Origin of the sequence: Myxococcus guangdongensis (assembly GCF_024198255.1) — a bacterium.
Classification (GTDB): domain Bacteria; phylum Myxococcota; class Myxococcia; order Myxococcales; family Myxococcaceae; genus Myxococcus; species Myxococcus guangdongensis.
The window spans coordinates 686,910-704,236 of record NZ_JAJVKW010000002.1 but is presented as its reverse complement, the minus strand read 5'-3'; the positions used below and the strand labels follow the sequence as shown (position 1 = coordinate 704,236).

Annotated in this window: 15 protein-coding genes and 1 riboswitch; of the genes, 5 read left to right on the top strand and 10 right to left on the bottom strand. The window is 67.8% G+C overall.

Going from position 1 to position 17,327, the window contains the following annotated elements; translation table 11 throughout:
- Positions 1–126: 126 nt before the first annotated feature.
- Positions 127–849: a SitI6 family double-CXXCG motif immunity protein gene (gene sitI6, locus LXT21_RS07690; protein ID WP_254037429.1), complete on the bottom strand. Its 723-nt coding sequence runs from the start codon at positions 847–849 to the stop codon at positions 127–129.
- A complete protein-coding gene (sitA6, locus tag LXT21_RS07685; RefSeq protein WP_254037428.1) occupies positions 833–1,531 on the bottom strand; it encodes a SitA6 family polymorphic toxin lipoprotein in 699 nt (232 codons plus the stop codon). The genes sitI6 and sitA6 overlap by 17 nt, the downstream gene beginning before the upstream one ends.
- An 83-nt stretch (positions 1,532–1,614) precedes the next feature.
- Here sitA6 and LXT21_RS07680 point away from each other — a divergent pair, with 83 nt between their 5' ends.
- Both LXT21_RS07680 and LXT21_RS07675 read left to right on the top strand, forming a co-directional pair.
- Positions 1,615–3,075 (top strand): sensor histidine kinase, encoded by a 1,461-nt coding sequence (locus LXT21_RS07680; protein ID WP_254037427.1) that lies wholly within the window; start codon positions 1,615–1,617, stop codon positions 3,073–3,075.
- Positions 3,072–4,490, top strand: coding sequence for a sigma-54-dependent transcriptional regulator (locus LXT21_RS07675; protein WP_254037426.1), 1,419 nt, complete (start codon positions 3,072–3,074; stop codon positions 4,488–4,490). Before LXT21_RS07680 ends, LXT21_RS07675 begins: the two co-directional genes overlap by 4 nt.
- Before the next feature lie 145 nt (positions 4,491–4,635).
- Here LXT21_RS07675 and LXT21_RS07670 read toward each other — a convergent pair whose 3' ends face one another.
- From LXT21_RS07670 to thrA, 7 genes are all read right to left on the bottom strand, one after another.
- Positions 4,636–5,484, bottom strand: a complete 849-nt coding sequence (locus tag LXT21_RS07670) for a MetQ/NlpA family ABC transporter substrate-binding protein (RefSeq protein WP_254037425.1) — start codon at positions 5,482–5,484, stop codon at positions 4,636–4,638.
- 67 nt (positions 5,485–5,551) lie between these two features.
- Positions 5,552–6,235, bottom strand: coding sequence for a methionine ABC transporter permease (locus LXT21_RS07665; RefSeq protein ID WP_254037424.1), 684 nt, complete (start codon positions 6,233–6,235; stop codon positions 5,552–5,554).
- Positions 6,225–7,226: a methionine ABC transporter ATP-binding protein gene (locus tag LXT21_RS07660; RefSeq protein ID WP_254037423.1), complete on the bottom strand. Its 1,002-nt coding sequence runs from the start codon at positions 7,224–7,226 to the stop codon at positions 6,225–6,227. Before LXT21_RS07660 ends, LXT21_RS07665 begins: the two co-directional genes overlap by 11 nt.
- Positions 7,223–8,191, bottom strand: coding sequence for a cysteine synthase A (cysK, locus tag LXT21_RS07655; RefSeq protein ID WP_254037422.1), 969 nt, complete (start codon positions 8,189–8,191; stop codon positions 7,223–7,225). Before cysK ends, LXT21_RS07660 begins: the two co-directional genes overlap by 4 nt.
- A gap of 257 nt (positions 8,192–8,448) precedes the next feature.
- Entirely contained in the window at positions 8,449–9,606 is a 1,158-nt protein-coding gene (locus LXT21_RS07650) for a trans-sulfuration enzyme family protein (RefSeq protein ID WP_254037421.1), read from the bottom strand.
- Complete coding sequence (locus LXT21_RS07645; protein WP_254037420.1) at positions 9,518–10,645, bottom strand: trans-sulfuration enzyme family protein; 1,128 nt, start codon at positions 10,643–10,645, stop codon at positions 9,518–9,520. The genes LXT21_RS07650 and LXT21_RS07645 overlap by 89 nt, the downstream gene beginning before the upstream one ends.
- Positions 10,646–10,676: 31 nt before the next feature.
- On the bottom strand, positions 10,677–13,178 hold the full coding sequence (gene thrA / locus LXT21_RS07640; RefSeq protein WP_254037419.1) for a bifunctional aspartate kinase/homoserine dehydrogenase I: 2,502 nt from the start codon (positions 13,176–13,178) through the stop codon (positions 10,677–10,679).
- 308 nt (positions 13,179–13,486) lie between these two features.
- Positions 13,487–13,606: riboswitch (SAM-I-IV-variant riboswitch) on the bottom strand.
- 981 nt (positions 13,607–14,587) lie between these two features.
- Between thrA and LXT21_RS07635 the strand changes: the two genes are divergently transcribed.
- The 3 genes from LXT21_RS07635 to LXT21_RS07630 all read left to right on the top strand — a co-directional run bounded on the left by LXT21_RS07635 (position 14,588) and on the right by LXT21_RS07630 (position 16,400).
- Positions 14,588–14,842, top strand: coding sequence for a hypothetical protein (locus LXT21_RS07635; RefSeq protein WP_254037418.1), 255 nt, complete (start codon positions 14,588–14,590; stop codon positions 14,840–14,842).
- A gap of 116 nt (positions 14,843–14,958) precedes the next feature.
- Positions 14,959–15,279, top strand: coding sequence for a type II toxin-antitoxin system HicB family antitoxin (locus tag LXT21_RS45615; RefSeq protein WP_407666970.1), 321 nt, complete (start codon positions 14,959–14,961; stop codon positions 15,277–15,279).
- Between the two features lie 539 nt (positions 15,280–15,818).
- Positions 15,819–16,400: an imm11 family protein gene (locus LXT21_RS07630; RefSeq protein WP_254037417.1), complete on the top strand. Its 582-nt coding sequence runs from the start codon at positions 15,819–15,821 to the stop codon at positions 16,398–16,400.
- 48 nt (positions 16,401–16,448) lie between these two features.
- Here LXT21_RS07630 and LXT21_RS07625 read toward each other — a convergent pair whose 3' ends face one another.
- A complete protein-coding gene (locus LXT21_RS07625; RefSeq protein ID WP_254037416.1) occupies positions 16,449–17,246 on the bottom strand; it encodes a hypothetical protein in 798 nt (265 codons plus the stop codon).
- Between the last annotated feature and the right edge of the window lie 81 nt (positions 17,247–17,327).

Genomic DNA, 17,327 nt, shown 5'->3' with positions numbered 1-17,327 from the left:
AACTAGGAACTGTTTGCTCGGAAAGCGACGAAGGGTTTGTAGCGCACTGCTGGAGCGTCTTGCTCTGGCAGTGCGCTACGACCCTCCAGGGGTGGGCGTCACCTCTCCACGTGCTGAGACGTTGAGTCAGCGCGACGGAATCTCTCGGAGCGAGATGCCGTCGAGCCTCAGTTCCTGCACGGCCTGGGCGAAGCGCTCGGTCCCGATGAGCATCGTCGCGAAGTTCCCGACTCGGAACAGGTCGACATCCGTTGGGATGGATTCTTCAGTCAGCACTGGTGAGTCCGGGCACGAGAGTGGAAACCACCCACAGCTCGGGCACGGGGGCTCAAGGTCGCGAGGAACGCAGTCCGCGTGCAACCGGCCCCGGGGCTCGATTTGCAGTTCGAAGTACTCGGGCGAAGCCCCCTGCCTCCAGCGGAGCTCAGTGCGATGTGCGGACAGTCCTCGCACTCCGCTCGATTGAAGCTGCTCCAACGTGTCGCGGCGCAACAGGAGCAGGAAGTTTCCCTGCCAGGTGACAGGGCCCAGGTCCCCACGGGCAGTGCCCGTGAGCGGTCCCAGGTGCGTTCCGGGCGGCAGCTCCGAGTGAGGCGGAGCCAGGGGGCGTACCAGTTCGCGAAGCTCGTTGAACGCGGCAACGGAGACCGGGGCTGGGCTGACGAACCGGGCTCGTTCCCGCAGCGAGGCGAGGTCGACACTTGGGTAGTGGTGGCCTGATTCGCCCCACGTCTCCCCGCACTCGGTGCACTCGATGGAGGGAAGGAACCAGGTGTGGGCGGCATTGAAGTCGCCTTTGTGTCGGGCGGTGGCCGCCCGGTTCTCCCTCAGCTCAAAGAACCGCGTCATCCTCGGGATGTCCTTGCTCGGTCCGGGAATGGTAGGGGCGAATGGGGCCGCCGAGGAGCTGAAAACGGTAGATGAGCTCTCCTGCGTGCTTGAAGATCTGCTGCTTGCTCGGTCTGGGGTGGCGCTCCTGGAATTCGCGCCACGCATTGTTCCATTCGCCCCCGCGGTCGCCGCCCCTATGGATGCGCTGGTGCACGTCCCGGGGAATCGGCAGGGTGTAGTCGTGGATGTTGATGCCCCGCCCCTTGAACCACTCGGCCAGGTCCTTGGCTTGGGGGAAGATGTGATGCCGCTCGAACCGCCCCGCAGGAAGCTGGTGGGACGGCGGAATGAGTTTCTCGGGGGCTCCATTCCAGTGGGGGAAGACCATGACCGCCCCAGGCGGGAGCTTCTGTCCGCTGCCCCAGTTCCTCCTGGGGCCTGACCCTGGAGCGCTGGATGCCACCGGAGGCCGAGCGGGAGGAAACCGTGCCGGTTCCAGCTCTCCCGTGATGTCTTCGCAGCGATAGAAGCCGCAATCGCCACCCATGCACATCAGGGTGACGCACTGGTCGTCCTCATGTGCAGGGCACTCGACGGCGGTCTCTCCTGACTCGAGTGGGCGGGAAACGTGGCCCGTCGTCGAACAGCCACACCCGAAGAGCACGGCCCAACACAGCGCGAAGATGTGAAGCGCTCGCATGCCCGCGAACCCTACCACCCCATGTTCAAGGGGCATCGGCTGGGCCCCACCATTCCGCCCCGCTCTCCCTTATATAGAGCGCGATGCTTCCGACCTCCGGCTCCACGACTCGCAAGCTGCTGCTCGCCTTCGGTGCGTTGGTGGCGCTGTTCACCGCGGCCTCGGGCTTCGCGCTCGCCCGGCTGGCGGACATCCACGATGGCTCCCACGAGCTGCGCGAGGCTGGAGGCCGTGTCCGGGAGGCCCTCGAACTCGCCACCGCCGTCCGGGACCAGTACGCCCACCTGGCCCACACCATCATCCTCGGCAACGCCAGCCACGTTCACTTCCACGAGGAGTCGCGGGCTCGCGTCGAGGAACTCACCCGCCGACTCCGCGAGCAGGCTCAGGACGCCGAGGAGCGCGCCTGGGTGGCGGACATCCAGGAGAACGGTGACGCGCTGGACCGCCTCTACCGGGAAACCCTCCTCCCCGCTGTCCTCGCCAAGGACCACGCCACCGTCACCTCCGCCCACGGCCGCGCGCTCGAACGCGTCTCCCTCATCCAGGCTCGCGCCGAGGCCCTCGCTCGCCGCTTCGACACCTCCATCGGCTCGTTCGAGGAACACGTCGCCGCCGTCGAGCACACCAGCTTCCGCTGGGCCCTGCTCCTGCTCGGCGGCGCCACCCTCTTCGCCGTCGGCGTGGGCATCTACATCGGCAACTCCGTCGCCCGCCCCGTCGCCCGTCTCTCCGAGGGCGCCGCGCGGCTCGCTGAAGGCAACCTCGATACCCGCATCCCCGAGGACGACCCCGGAGAACTGGGCCGACTCGCCGCGCAGTTCAACCGCATGACCGAAGCCCTCCGCACCCATCAGGCCCAGCTCGTCCAACACGAGAAGCTCGCCAGCGTGGGCCGGCTCGCCGCGGGCGTCGCCCACGAAATCAACAACCCGCTCGGCGTCATCCTCGGCTATGTGCGCATCCTCCAACGCAAGGCGGAGGGCGCCCTCGCGGAGGACCTGAAAGTGGTGGAGGAGGAGGCGGTGCGCTGTCAGCAGATTGTCGAGGGACTCCTCGACCTGTCCCGTCCGGGCCAGGGCCCCGTGGAACAACTCCCCCTGCGGGAGACATGTGAGGACGTGGTGGCACGCCTCCGTGAAGCCGAGCGCCTCGGCCAGGTCCAGGTGCGCGTCGAGGGCGCGGCGAATGTCTGGGCCCAGCCCTCACGACTGCGTCAGGTGCTCCTCAACCTCGTGAAGAACGCCGCCGAGGCCGCCGGGAACAGCGGCACCGTCGAGGTCCGCATCGAGCCCTCCCAGGACGGCGGCGCCACCGTGTCCGTCTCCGACTCCGGTCCGGGCGTGAAGCCCGAGGACCGCCGCCGCCTCTTCGAACCCTTCTTCACCACCAAGTCCACGGGCACCGGATTGGGCCTCGCCGTGAGTCAGGCCATCGCCGAGGCCCACGGAGGCCGCATCGAGGCCGATACCGGGCCGCTCGGTGGCGCGCGCTTCACGCTGCGACTGCCTCCCGTGTCCGCGGAGCGGGAGGCCATGTCATGAGCTCCTCCAACAAGCCGACCGTCCTCGTCGTCGACGACAAGGAGAACATGCGAAAGCTGTTCGCGCGCATGCTCGGAGACGCCTACGCGGTGACGGAGGCCGCCGATGGAGCGCAGGCCATCGCCTGCCTCGCCTCGCGCGACTTCGACGTGGTGGTCACCGACATCCAGATGCCGGGCGCGGATGGCTTCGCCGTGCTGCGCGAGGTGAAGCGCCGCGCTCCCGAGACAGAGGTCCTCCTCGTCACCGCCTTCGCGAGCATCCCGAAGGCCGTGGAGGCCATCAAGGAGGGCGCCTACGACTACCTCTCCAAGCCGTTCGACCCGGACGAGGTCGCGCTCGTCGTGGCCCGCGCGTTGGAGAAGCGTCGCCAGGGCCGTGAAGCCTCCTCCCTGAAGGCACGCCTCGCGGTGGCCCCTGGTCTCCACGGCATGCTCGGTGAGAGCCCCGCGATGCGCGCGCTGCACGGCCTCTTGTCCCAGGTGGCCGCCAGGGACCTCACCGTGCTCCTCACGGGAGAGACCGGCACGGGCAAGGAACTCGCCGCGCGCGCCGTGCATCGCGAGAGCCCTCGCGCCACGAAGCCCTTCGTCGCGGTGAACTGCGGCGCGCTGCCCGCGGAGCTCGTGGAGAGCGAGCTGTTCGGCCACGCAAAGGGCGCCTTCACCGGCGCCACCGTGGCCAAGCCCGGCCTCTTCGAGGAGGCCCACGGCGGCACGCTCTTCCTCGACGAGATTGGGGACCTGCCGCTGCCAGTGCAGGTGAAGCTCAACCGCGCGCTCCAGGAGAAGGAGGTCCGACGCGTGGGCACCACCACGCCGGTGAAGGTGGACGTGCGCGTCGTCGCCGCCACGCACCGTGACTTGTCCGCCGAGGTCTCCGCGGGCCGCTTCCGCGAGGACCTCTACTACCGACTCAACGTGGTGACGGTACGCCTGCCCTCGCTGCGAGAGCGACGCGAGGACATCCCCCTGCTCGCGATGCACTTCCTCGCCCGCGCCGGGCGCCCCGAGGTGGACAGCTTCACGCCCGAGGCGCTGCGCGCGCTGTCCACCTACGAGTGGCCCGGGAACGTGCGTCAGCTCGAGAACGCCGTGGCGCGCGCGGTGGCCGTGGCGCAGGGCACGCGAATCACTCCCGAAGAGCTTCCACCGGAAGTGCTGACAACGTCTCGAGGCGCCGCCACGGCCCCAGGTGTCCGCGCCACGACCGAGTCCCTCGCGAAGCTGCCCTACCGCGAGGCCGTGGATGGTGCGCGAGACACCGTGTCACGCGAGTACCTCACCGCGCTGATGCAGGAGTTCGGAGGCAACGTCACCCACGCCGCCGAGCGCGCCGGCATGGAGCGCGAGAGTCTCCACCGGCTGCTCAAGCGCTACGGCGTCCGCTCCGACGACTTCAAGCGCTCCGAGTAGCGACCCATCTGGACTCAACGAGTCCCGGCCATGTGCAGGCCGTTGCTTCGGCGCGTCTCGCATGGCGTGAAAGAAGACGCCACCGCGATGCCCCGACGTTCCACCGGAAGCGCGCCGCCAACATCAGCGGCGCGCCCGGAGCCTGTCAGAACGCGGGAACCACCGCGCCGCCGTAGTTCGTCTCGATGAACCGCCGCACCTCCTGGGACTGCAAGGCCTTGAGCAGCGTGCGGACCTCGGGGCGGCCCTCGTCACCCTTCCTCACGACGAGCACGTTGGCGTATGGGTTGCGCGTGGAGGACTCACGGGCCAGCACCTTCGCGTCCAGGTTCAGGTGCTTCTGCGCCTCCAGGAAGTAGTTGCCATTGATGACGGCGGCGGCCACGTCCTGCAGGGTGCGCGGCTGCTGCTCCGCGTCGATTTCCCTCAGCTCCAGCTTGCGAGGATTGCCCACCACATCCTGCAGCGTGGCGCCAGCGCCCGCGCCCTCGCGCAGCCGCAACAGCCCCTGGTCCGCCAGCAGGTGCAGCGCGCGGGACGCGTTGCTCGGGTCGGCGGGAATCGTCACCTGCGCGCCCTCGGGCAGCTCCGCCAGCTGACGGAACTTCGTCGAGTACAGCGCCAGCGGCTCCAGGTGCACCGAGCCCGCGCTGCGCAAGGACAGCTTCCGGTCCTCGGCGAAGCGCTCCAGGTAGGGCACGTGCTGGAAGTAGTTGGCGTCGAGCTGCCGGTCCGCCAGCGCGATGTTGGGCTGCACGTAGTCGGTGAACTCCACCACCTCCACGCGCACGCCGTCGCGCAGGGCCACGGGCACCGCCGCGCGGAGAATCTCCCCGTGTGGCACCGGGTTGACGCCGACCTTCAAGGTGGGAATGCCAGGGGCCTCGCCGGTGGCGGGTGCCTCCGACTTCTTGCAGCCCGTCCCCACCAGCAAGGCGACGGAGACGGCCGCGAAGGCCAGGGGGATGAGCAGGAATGACGCGGGTGGCTTCATGGGGTGGGGGTTCCGCATGTCCGAAAGAGAAGAGGGCGCGGGCCAACAGCGGGCCCGCGCGGAAATTTCACTCGTGTGCGCGGCTGGGGCGCTGCGTGGTGTGGTCGAAGCGGGACGCCAGTCCGTCACCCAGCCACTGGACGAGCTGCACCAGCGCCAGCAACACGGCGAGGCAGCCCAACATGACGTCGGTGCGGAAGCGCATGTAGCCGTACTTCACCGCCAGGTCTCCCAGCCCACCTCCGCCCACGGCGCCCGCCATGGCGCTGTAGCCGAGCAGGCTGATAACCACGAGCGCGATGCCGCGCACGAGAGACGGCAGGGCCTCCGGCAACAGCACCCGGAAGATGACCCGCCGATGCGTCGAGCCCATCGCGATGGCGGCCTCGACCAGCCCTCCGTCCACCTCGCGCAGGCCCTGCTCCACCACCCGACCCATGAAGGGAATCGCCGCGACCACCAACGGGACGATGGCCGCCGTGGTGCCGATGGTCGTCCCCACCAGGAGCCGTGTCAGCGGGACGATGGCCACCATCAAGATGATGAACGGCACCGAGCGCCCCACGTTGACCAGCGTGCCCAGCACGCGGTTCAGCGCCGGCCGCTCCCACAGTCCGCCCCGGTCCGTGAGCACCAGCAGCACACCCAACGGCAGCCCCAGCACCACCACCAGCACCGTGGCCACCGACGTCATGTAGAGCGTCTCGAGGGTCGCCACCCACAACGCCTGTACCAACTGCTCACCAGGCATGGGCGGCCTCCTCGGACGTCAGGCCCTGCTCCCGCAGGAACGCCAGCGCCTGGCTCACCGCGTCCGGCGCGCCCGTGAGCTCGAACAACAGCCGCCCCACGCGCGCTTCACCCACGCGCTCCAGCGAGCCCTCCAACAGGTGCGCGTCCACGTCGAACCGTCGCGCCAGCGTGGACAGGATGGGGCGCGTCGAGTGCTCACCCGACAGGGACAGCGACACCCGCTGCCCGCCTCGCAGCACCGACGCCTCACCCGTGGCGAACGGCGGGTAGCACAGCTCATGCAGATGCGTGCCCGGCCGCGACAGGAGCTCCACCACCTTGCCCTGCTCCACCAGCCGGCCCTGCTCCAGCACCGCCACCGAGTCGCAGATGGCCTTCACCACCTCCATCTGGTGGGTGATGAGCAGGATGGTGAGCCCCAGCTGCCGATTCAGGTCCTTCAGGAGCGACAGCACCGAGCGCGTCGTCTCCGGGTCCAGGGACGACGTCGCCTCGTCCGACAGCAGGATGCGCGGACGCGGCGCGAGCGCCCGCGCGATTCCCACCCGCTGCTTCTGCCCGCCCGACAGCCGCGAGGGATACACCTCCGCCTTGTCCGACAACCCCACCAGCGAGAGCAGCTCCGCGACACGCTCGCGAATCTGCTCTCGCGACAGGCCCGCCACCTCCAGCGGGTAGGCGACGTTCTGCGCCACCGTCTGCGAGGAGAACAGGTTGAAGTGCTGAAAAATCATCCCGATGCCCTGCCGCGCCTGGCGCAGCTCATCGGGACTCAGGGACAGCATCTCCTTCCCGTTCACCCGCACGCGCCCCTGGGTGGGGCGCTCCAGCAGGTTGACGCAGCGGATGAGCGTGGACTTGCCGGCGCCGCTCTGTCCGAGCACGCCGAACACCTCGCCCGGGTCCACCCGCAGCGTCACGTCCTGGAGCGCCGACACCTCGCGCCCGCCCTGCCTGTACACCTTGCTGATACCGCGCAACTCAATCATCCACCGACTCCCTGCGGTGTCTTCGCCAACTCCTCGGCGAAGGCCGCGAACAAGCTCCAGTAACGCTCCCCCGTGTCCGGCAGCACCGTGAGCACCGTCTTGCCGGGCCCCAGACGGCGCGCCACCTGACGGGCCGCGTGCAGCGCCGCGCCACTGGAGATACCGACGAGCAGCCCCTCCTTGCGCGCCAGGTCCTTCGCGGCCACGTACGCGTCCACGTCCGACACGTCGATGACCTCGTCGTACACGGCGCGGTCCAGCACCTCGGGCACGAAGTTGGCGCCGATGCCCTGGATGCGGTGCGGCCCCGCCTTGCCCTCGGTGAGCAGCGGCGAGCGCAGCGGCTCCACGGCGATGACCTGTAGCCGCGGGTTGGCCTTCTTCAAAACACCGCCCGCGCCGGTGATGGTGCCGCCCGTGCCGATGCCCGCGACGAAGGCGTCCAGCTTCGTCACGTCCAAATCCCCCAGAATCTCCTTCGCCGTGGTGCGGCGGTGGATCTCCGGGTTGGACGGGTTGCGGAACTGCTGCGGCATGAAGCCCTTGTCGCCCAACTGCTTGAGCAGCTCGTCGGCCGCCTCGACGGCTCCGTTCATCCCCTTGGCCGCGGGCGTGAGCACCAGCTCCGCGCCATAGGCTTCGAGGATGCGCCGACGCTCCACGCTCATGCTCTCCGGCATGGTGAGGACGATGCGGTAGCCCTTCACCGCGGCGACCATCGCGAGCGCCACGCCGGTGTTGCCGCTGGTGGGCTCGACAATCGTCATGCCTGGACGCAGTCGGCCGTGGTTCTCCGCGTCCTCGAGCATGGCCAGGCCGATGCGGTCCTTCACGCTGCCGCCCGGGTTGAAGAACTCGACCTTGGCCAGCACCGTGGCCTCCTCCGGTGTGCCGATGCGCGACAGGCGGACGATGGGCGTGCGGCCGATGAGCTGCGTCACGTCGGGGTAGATGTTGTGGGGCATCCGGTCTCTCGGTGGGAAGGGCCGGGACCTCGATGCAGCGCCCCGGCGTGTGGGGAAAAAGAGAACGGCCCGTCTCCAGGTGCTGGGGACGGGCCGGACACGCCTGTGCGCGAAGGACGCTCAGTACGTTCGAACGGACGGACCCGTCGTGGCGCGACAACACATGCCGCGACAACAGGTTCCGGACGTGGCGACGAAGACGAGCATCGAGCTCCAGACGTAATCAATCCGTCCCGCACTGTCAATCCGACCGCCTCCTAAGCGGCCTCGCGGAAGGCCCGGCCCAGCGCGTTCGCCAGGTCCGCCTGGAGGTCTTCCACGTCTTCCAGGCCCACGGAGAATCGGATGAGCGCGTCGGTGATTCCCCGACGCTCGCGCTCGGCGGCGGGCACGGAGGCGTGCGAGTGCCTCGCCGGCACCGTGAGGATGCTCTCCACCGCGCCCAGCGACACGCCGAGCAGCGGCAGCCGGAGCGCCTCCACGAAGGCCGACGTCATCGAGTCGCTCGCCAGCCGGAAGGACACCACCGCGCCGATGCCCGGGTAGTGGACCTCCTCGATTTCATGTCGGCCAGCGAGCCAGCGAGCCAACGCCGCGGCCGTCCGCACCTGACGCTCCATGCGGACCTGGAGCGTCTTGATGCCGCGCTGGAGCAGGAAGCAGTCCTGGGGACCGAGCACCGCGCCCACTGCGTTCTGGAGGAAGTAGACCTCCTTCGCCAGCTCCGGCGTGCGCACCGCCACCGTGCCCGCGATGACGTCGCTGTGTCCGCCCAGGAACTTGGTGGCCGAGTGCACGACGATGTCCGCGCCCTCGGTGAGCGGCCGCGAGAGGTAGGGCGACAGGAACGTGTTGTCCACGATGAGCAGCGCGCCGTACGTGCGCGCGAGCGCGGACATGGCCTTGACGTCGGTGCGCTTGAGGAACGGGTTGCTCACCGTCTCCACCAGCAGGCCCTTCGTCTCCGGGCGGAACGCGGCGCGCACGGCCTCCGGGTCGCTCGTGTCCACGAAGGTGGCCTTCAGTCCGAAGCGGCTGAACACCCGCGTGAGCACCCGATAGGTGCCGCCGTAACAGTCATCGGTGACGACCAGGTGGTCGCCCGCGCTGAAGAGCATCAGCACGGTGGACAGCGCGGCCATGCCGGAGCCGAAGGCGAACGCCCCCGCGCCCTCGTCGAGCGCGGCGAGCACGCCCTCCAGCGCCTTGCGCGTCGGGTTGCCGGAGCGCGCGTAGTCGAACTCGCCGGGCGTCTCCAGGCCCGGCTGGTCGAACATGGACACCTGGTAGATGGGCACCGCCGCGGCGCCCGTCACCGGGTCCACCTCATGGCCGGTGTGCAGGAGCCGGGTGGCGAACGTCTTCGGAGCGGGAGAGCCCGTCGAGCGCCTGGGCCAGGTCGGAGATGATGTCATGGCAGTCCTCGATACCCACGGAGAGGCGAAGCAGTCGGTCAGTGATGCCAAGCTGTTCCCGGCGCGCGACGGGGATGTCCGCGTGGGTCTGCGTGGCGGGGAAGGTGATGAGCGTCTCGACGCCGCCCAGCGACTCGGCGAAGAGGCACAGGCGCACGCCGGCGAGCACCTGGGGGACGAGGGCCGCGTCCTTCACGCTGAAGGACAACATGCCGCCCTGGCCCGAGTAGTGGACGCGCTCCACCTTGGGGTGGCCGGACAGGAACGCGGCCACCTCGCGCGCGTTGGACTGGTGGCGCTCCATGCGCAGCGCGAGCGTCTTGAGTCCGCGGATGACCAGGTACGCGTCCTGCGGCCCGAGGATGGCGCCGATGCCGTTCTGGATGTACGCGAGCTTTTCGCCGAGCGCCGCGTCGCGGACCACGAGCGCGCCGGCGACGACGTCGTTGTGACCGGCCAGGTACTTGGTGGCCGAGTGCACGACGATGTCCGCGCCCAGCTCCAGCGGGCGCTGGAGGTACGGCGTGAGGAAGGTGTTGTCGACGATGAGCAGCACGCCCGCCTCACGCGTGAGCGCCACCAGCGCGGGCAGGTCCGCCGACTTCATCAGCGGGTTGGTGGGCGTCTCCACCACCACCGCGCGGGTGTTGGGGCGCAGCGCCGCGCGCACCGCCTCCGGCTTCGTCGTGTCCACGAAGGTGTGGGGCAGGTGGAGCAGTCGGTCCACGAGGCGGAACGTGCCGCCGTAGAGGTCCTCGGTGAGGACCACGTGGTCCTCGGGGCCGAAGAGGCTGAGCGCGGCGTGCAGCGCGGCCATGCCGGACGCGAAGGCGAGCCCCCGGGCTCCACCCTCGAGCTGGGCGAGCGCGTCCTCCAGCGCGGCGCGGGTGGGGTTCTTGGTGCGGGAGTAGTCGTAGCCGGTGGACTGGCCGAGCGCGGGGTGTTGGTAGGTGGCCGAGTGGTAGACGGGGACGGCGATGGCGCCGGTGGCCGGGTCGCGGCGGGTGCCGGCGTGGACGAGGGCGGTGGCGAGCTTCATGGTCGTGATTCCTTTCGGAGTCGAGGATGCTTCATCGACCGCGAAGTGTCTGGGAGACGCGGAGGATGTCCGCCAGGACCCCGGAGGCCGTCACGGCGCCCCCCGCGCCCGCGCCGCGCACGGTGAGGGGGAACTCGCTGTGCCGCGTGGTGGTGAAGGACACGAAGGACTCGGAGCCGCGCAGGTCCGCCGCGGGCTGTCCCGCCTCCACGGGCGCGAGCCCCACGCGGATGACGGGGGTGTCGGTGCCCAGGCGCGTCGGGTCGATGCGGGCCAGGTAGCGCAGCACCGTGCCGCCCTGGCGGGCGTGCTCCACCTTGCGGGTGTAGTCGGCGTCGAGCGCGCGGAGGCTTCGCAGGTAGGACTCGGCGGTGTCGCCCGCGTCGGCGGGCTCGGGGACGAAGGGCTCTAGCGCGACGTCGGAGAGGGACAGGGGCAGGCCCAGCTCGCGGGCGAGGATGAGCGCCTTGCGCGCGACGTCGGCGCCGGACAGGTCCTCGCGCGGGTCGGGCTCGGTGAAGCCGCGCTCCTTGGCCGTGCGCACGGCGGTGGACAGCGGCACGCCCGCCATCAGCTCGTTGCAGATGAAGCCCAGCGTGCCGGAGAGGGACGCGGTGATGAGGCGCACGGTGTCACCGGTGCGCACCAGGTTGGCGAGCGTGTCGATGACGGGGAGGCTGGAGGCCACCGTCGTCTCGTAGTGGTAGGCCACGTGGTGACGGCGGGCCTCGGCGAGCAGCGCCTCGCGCTCGGTCCACGGCAGGGCGAGCGGCTTCTTGTTCGCGGCGACCACGTGGATGCCTCGGCGGAACGCCTCCGTGTAGAGCGAGGCGACGTCTCCACTCGCCGTGCAGTCGACGAGGATGGGCACGGGCAGCCGGCGCAGTTCGTCGAGCAAGGGTGGCAGGGCGCGGGTGCCGGACTCACCCCGGACGACGCTCGCGAGCTGCGCCTCGAGCCCCTCCAGCGGAAGTCCCGCGGAGTCGAACAGGCTGCGCCGGCTGTCGGCGATGCCCACCACACGCAGGGCGATGCCGTGGCGCTCGCGCAGCAGCGACTCCTGACTGCGCAGCTGCGCGAGCAGCTGTCCACCCACGGTGCCCTTGCCGAGCAGGAAGAGGCTGACCTGTTGGTGCGCCAGGTTGAAGGCCGCGTGCGTGGTGCGCACGGCGATGGCGGTGTCGGCCGCGTCCACCACGCAGGAGATGGAGCGGGAGCTGGCGCCCTGGGCGCTGGCGCGCACGCCGACGCCCACCGCGCCCAGCGCGCTGAAGAAGCGGCCGGCGACGTTGACGCCGTGGCCCATCGCCTCGGCGACCAGCGTGAGGAGCGTCACTGGCTGACGCACGCCGAAGGGCTCGACCTCGCGGCGGGCGAGCTCCTGCGCGAGCTCCGTCTCCAGCGCGGCCTTGGCGCGCTCGGTGTCGGGGCGCGGGATGACCACGGCGATGGACTGGCCGTTGGCGGACTGGGCCGTCATCCACACGGTGACGCGGGCCGAGCGCAGCGCCGCGAGGACCCGCTCGCCCAGCTGGAACTGGTCGGACAGCTTGCGCACCTCGATGCCGAGCAGGGCCAGGTCCTCGCGGGTGGCGATGCAGGTGGGGCGCTGGACGTCGCTCGAGCCGACGGCGTCGATGAGCGTGCCCGGGTGCTCCGGGTGCATGGTGTTGCGGATGCGCAGGGAGATGCCGGACTCGATGAGGGGAATCATCGTGCGCGGGTGGAGCATGCGCACGCCGACGGCGGCCAGCTCCAGGCCCTCGCCATGGGTGAGGTGCGGGACGGGGTACGCGTCGCTCACCAGGTCCGGGTCCGCGGTGTGCAATCCGAGCACGTCGGTCCACACGGTGACCTCCGTGGCGCCGAGGCCCTGCGCGACGAGGGCGGCGGTGTAGTCGGAGCCGTTGCGGCCGAGCGTGGTGGTGCGGCCGTCAGCCGTCGACGCGATGAAGCCCGGGATGATGGGGACGGTGGTGCCCCACTCGGCGCTGCTCGACTGGAGCCGCTCGCGCGTCCGGGGCACGTCCACGCGCGCGGTGCCGAAGGCGTCGTCCGTGACGAGCAGGTGACGCGCGTCGCGGAAGCGGGCCTGGGTACCGGAGGCCTCGAGCAGCTCGGCGAGGAGCGTGGCGGAGACCAGCTCACCGAAGGAGAGCACCTTGTCCTTGGACGCGGGTGAGCACTCGCGGGTGAGCGAGATTCCATGGAGGAGTCGTTGCAGTGGCGCGAGCAGCTGGTCGACGCGGGCGGCGAGCGTGGCGGACTGCGCGGGGTGGAGCGCGGCGGCGTTCGTCTTGGCGAGGTGGGCGATGCGGCCCGCCACGGTGAGCGCGCCCTCCAGCTCGCCGCGGGTGGCGAGGTCCGCGGCCTCGAGCAGCCAGTCGGTGGTGTCGCCCATGGCGGACACGACGACGGCGAGCGGGCCCGTGCGAGCGTGTTGTCCAATCAACTCGATGACCTGACGCAGTCGGCGCGGGGAGCCCACGGAGGAGCCGCCGAACTTCATCACCCGATAGGAATTGCTGCTCATCTGCGAACCTCGAACGCGGGCCCGGGGCCCTGAAGGCATGGGGGCGCACGTCCGCGACGCCGACGCACACGTCGAGCGAGCGCGGCGCTGGTGCGCCGACGGAAGAAAGGGAAGGGAGGGGGAGGTGGAAGCCCTAGCCGGCGTGCACCGGCCCGCGCATTCGCGCGAGCGTGCGTAGCAGGGCGTGGCGCATTCGGACGCTCTCGAGCGAGCGGAACGCGCGACGGACCTTCGCGGGGTACAGGGGGGCGATGCGAGCGGTGGGAACCACGAGGTCCTCTCTCACCGAAGCGGAGGGACTGCCTCGCCTCGGACACTTGGTTTGCCCGGCGAGCACCTGCTCTCCGGACCGCATCGTTTGGACACCTTGGAGGTCCGTCTCCAGGTTGTCGGGCCCCGCCGAAGCGGGACCGCTCTTGATGCTGTATGCGAAATAAACGGGATGCGGGGCCTTGTCAATCCCTCGCATGCCCGCACGGCTGTCCGTGCGAGAGCTGGAAGCGAGGCTGTCCGCTTCGCTTGCGGGACTTCCTGAGAGACGTGTAGGTGGCCTCGACGTTGCCTGGGGGAACTGCTGGGTGAAGCGGAGTTACAACGGTCTTGTTGTGTCCCGGCGACTTGGTGCGGCAATCCGCCATTCGGTACGCTTTTTCCTCGTTAGTGGGAGATAGTGAACGAGGGCGAAGTGTCTTCGACGCAGGTTGTGCCAGCCCTCCATGCACTGTAGGACGGCCATCCTGGTCTCTGCGTGACTAGGACCACAGACCTCGAATCGCCGCTACATCAGGACCGACAGCTGGTTGCGTCGTGTCAGTTCGCTTCGGCGTCACGTAGGCGCCTCTACAGCCCCGAATTGCTGCGACACCAAGTTGGTCGAATCATGCCTCTTTCTTCAACCGCATCAACTCTTGCCGGGTCTGACCGGCGAGGGGAAGTTTGAGGCGCCAGCGGTCAGTGCTCGTTGTGGAGGTGGCCCCGATCCAGCAGGACCTGCCCCAGTTCCACCACGGAGGAGAGAGTTCGCACCCAGAGCAAATACCCCTTGAGGGGGCTGATGAAGTGTTCGGCGCAGCCATTGCTCTCGGGGCAGCGCACTTAAGCCCGCCTGCTGGGCAGGCAACCACCAGGAGCACCAGATATTTTGAGGTCTGTTGCGTAACCTCTCTTAATTGCTGGTGATTTCATGTCCTCCTGACTTCAGCTTGTGTCATGCGCTCTTCAGGTACGCGGTGGCTTCTTGGTTCTTGCATTCTGGTACCACAGGTGGTACTATTCTTTCGAGGAGAGGTTACGGAGATGAGTTCAAGTAGGCCGCGAAAACCCCCGTAGCTCTAATGGAGCCACGGCTAAGTCCGTCAAAATCTTACAGGAGGTTGTGACCATGTATTTGCGTTTTGGAGATTGAGGATATGTCGAATATTGAAGCAGATATTACCGAACTTGAGCTCGGCGGAGTGAGATTTGAGCGTCTTGTAGTGCTTTGTAAACGCTACTTTGATGGTCGGAATGGAAAGGGGAGTCATTATATTTTCAAGACCCCTTGGTCCGGAGACCCACGCATCAATATCCAGCCTTCAAAGAACTCAGGGGAGGCTAAGGAATACCAAGTCCAGCAAGTGCTTGCTGCCTTTCGGAAGTTGCAAGCCATGCAACAGGAGGACTAGGTAAAAACCAATCGCTCCATTCACACCCCCGCAGCAGAGGGCATACATCTGCTCGGGGTTGTGAATGAAGTCCTAGCGCGAGGGGTTCTTCCTCGTGACTTCGAGAGGTTGAAATTATGCTTAATGAGTATCAGTACGTAGTGGAGTGGGAGCCTGCAGACCGAGTGTTCGTCGCGAGGGTCACTGAGTTTCCTTCGCTTGCCGCACACGGTGACTCACATGAAGAAGCACTGCGTGAACTTCGCGGCGTAGTGGAAGAGGTTGTTGCGGATTTGACGGAAAGCGGTGAGCCCGTGCCAGAGCCTCTCTGTTTACGTCAGTACAGCGGAAAGCTTAACTTGCGGATGCCTGTAGATCTGCACAGGCGATTAGCCGTTGAAGCTGAGCGCAAGGGAGTGTCGCTGAATCAGTTTATCAACATGAAGCTGGTTCAATAGCTGAGGATAGAACTGCCTACCGACTTGGGTGGGGGCTTTGTGCTAGGCTTGGGCACGCCCAGGGCGATTTCATGTACAGGCTAAACAGCCTATCGTTAGGGCTTGGGAGAGAGCACACCTTTGGTCGGGTCGTAGGTGACAGTCCTCAACGAAAGTCGGAGCCCGGCCGGTCGTTGGCAAGGAGTATCCCCCAGTTGAGAGGCATGGGGCCTCTAAGACGACCGCCAACGTGCACAACACTCACGAAATCTTCCCGCATCTGGACTTTGGCCTACGGTGAGGATGCCCTCGGGCCGGTCCTAGCCCCGACCCCGCCTCGAGAAGCTGCAAGGCGAGACAGGCTAGATCTTCGAGGAAGAATCGCCGTGAGCTGCGTCTGCGCGGCATCGCCCGCGTATTGGTCGTTCGGGCGTCGATACCAAGGAACGACTCGGCGGCTACTGATGGGGGCGCGCACTCTGGCCTGGAATAGCCAGTTCCGCCGACTTCGCGTCTGCGACGAACTTAAGGGTGATGCCCACGTAAGATAGGAGGCCCGGGTGGAGCGGAACTTTTATTGGGTGGGGTTGGCGGACGTGCCTCGATGGCTCGTGGAGACGCCTACGCGGGCATCCGGCGAGGCGTTCGAAGAGCCTTGGCTGTTCACGGATGGGCGCGTGCTTGAGGACCCTGGCCCCATCAAATCCCAGGTTTCACACCCAGGGACGAAGCGCGCTTTTGCGTTGGGAGGGGTTGAGCGCACGCCGATTGTCAGCGCGGCGCTCGCGGACGTCTTCAGGGCATTGGCCTCCGGCGACGTCCAACTGTTTCCGGTGACGGTGGAAGGAGAGTCGGAACGATACTTCGTCGTCAACGCGACCAAGGTGGTCGACGCCATCGACGAGGCGCGGTGCCGGGAAGTGCATCACGATGATGGAGATGCACCTGGGTATGAAGGGGAGTACGGCTGGATCTACGGGCTGCGAATCGACCCCACGAAGACGGAGGGCGCCCATGTGTTCCGGCTGAAGAGGTTCAAGGTCGCGTTCGTTGTTTCGGAGGATCTCAAGAATGCGCTCGAACGCGTGGGGAACCTCGGGGTGTCGTTCGAGCGCGTGACTGGGCCGCACGAGCCTCGATGAGGGTGGTGACGCGCCCCGCATCGAGTGCACGATGCAGGGCGCGGAGGCTCACGGTATGCACTGCCCCGGGTTGCTGAGGTCGGGGACGCAGGTCTCCGTGAACAGGCGCAGGTCGTGGAAGATGAGCTCCGAAATCGAGTTGTACGAGTTGATGACGTAGAGCTCGAAGGTGACCTGCATGCCGGGCTCCACGAGCGTCTCGACCTCGAACGCGCCGACGGGGGCGTACTGCTCGATGGGGAGGTCGCGTGAGGCGACCTGGGTCCAGTCCGGGAACGCTCCACCCCGCTTCTTGATGACGAGCCTCAAGGTGGTGTCCGGCGCACAGCCACCCGCGGCGGCACAGTAGTACTCATCGAGCGACACGAACGCCGTGCCGCGCACCACGGCGGGACGGATGTGGTCGACGTAGGACGTCAGCTTGGCCTGGAGGACCGGCGAGCCCGTGTAGCGGGACCAGCTCGCCGCCTGGTACGTGGAGTTCGCCAGGTCGCACTGCACCTTCTCCACGCGGTAGAGGAAGTTGTCGAAGGTGCCCCAGTACAGCGACGACACCTTGACCTCACGGGCTCCGCGCGCCGGGTCCGCCCGGACGTACGACGAAGCGATGTAGGGATGCAGCCAGTGGCTCGACGGCGTCTGGCCCGTCGGGCACGCCGCCTGCTTGTTCCCATCCAGCCAGCAGAGCCAGTTGGACGTGCGTTGAGCCGCGTCACAGACGGGGAGCGTCACCTCCGTGCCGGTGAGCTCCGCCTCGCTCGTGCCCAGCGTGTCCTCGGCTCCACCGAGGCTGCCATCGCCGGAGCCGCCACACGCCGTGGCGCCCATCAGGGACAGAAGGGTCATGGTGCGAATGATTGACGTCACATTGTTTCCTTGGATGGATGAGGGCGTCGGCCGGAGGCGGCCAGCGTTCCCTTGAATGCA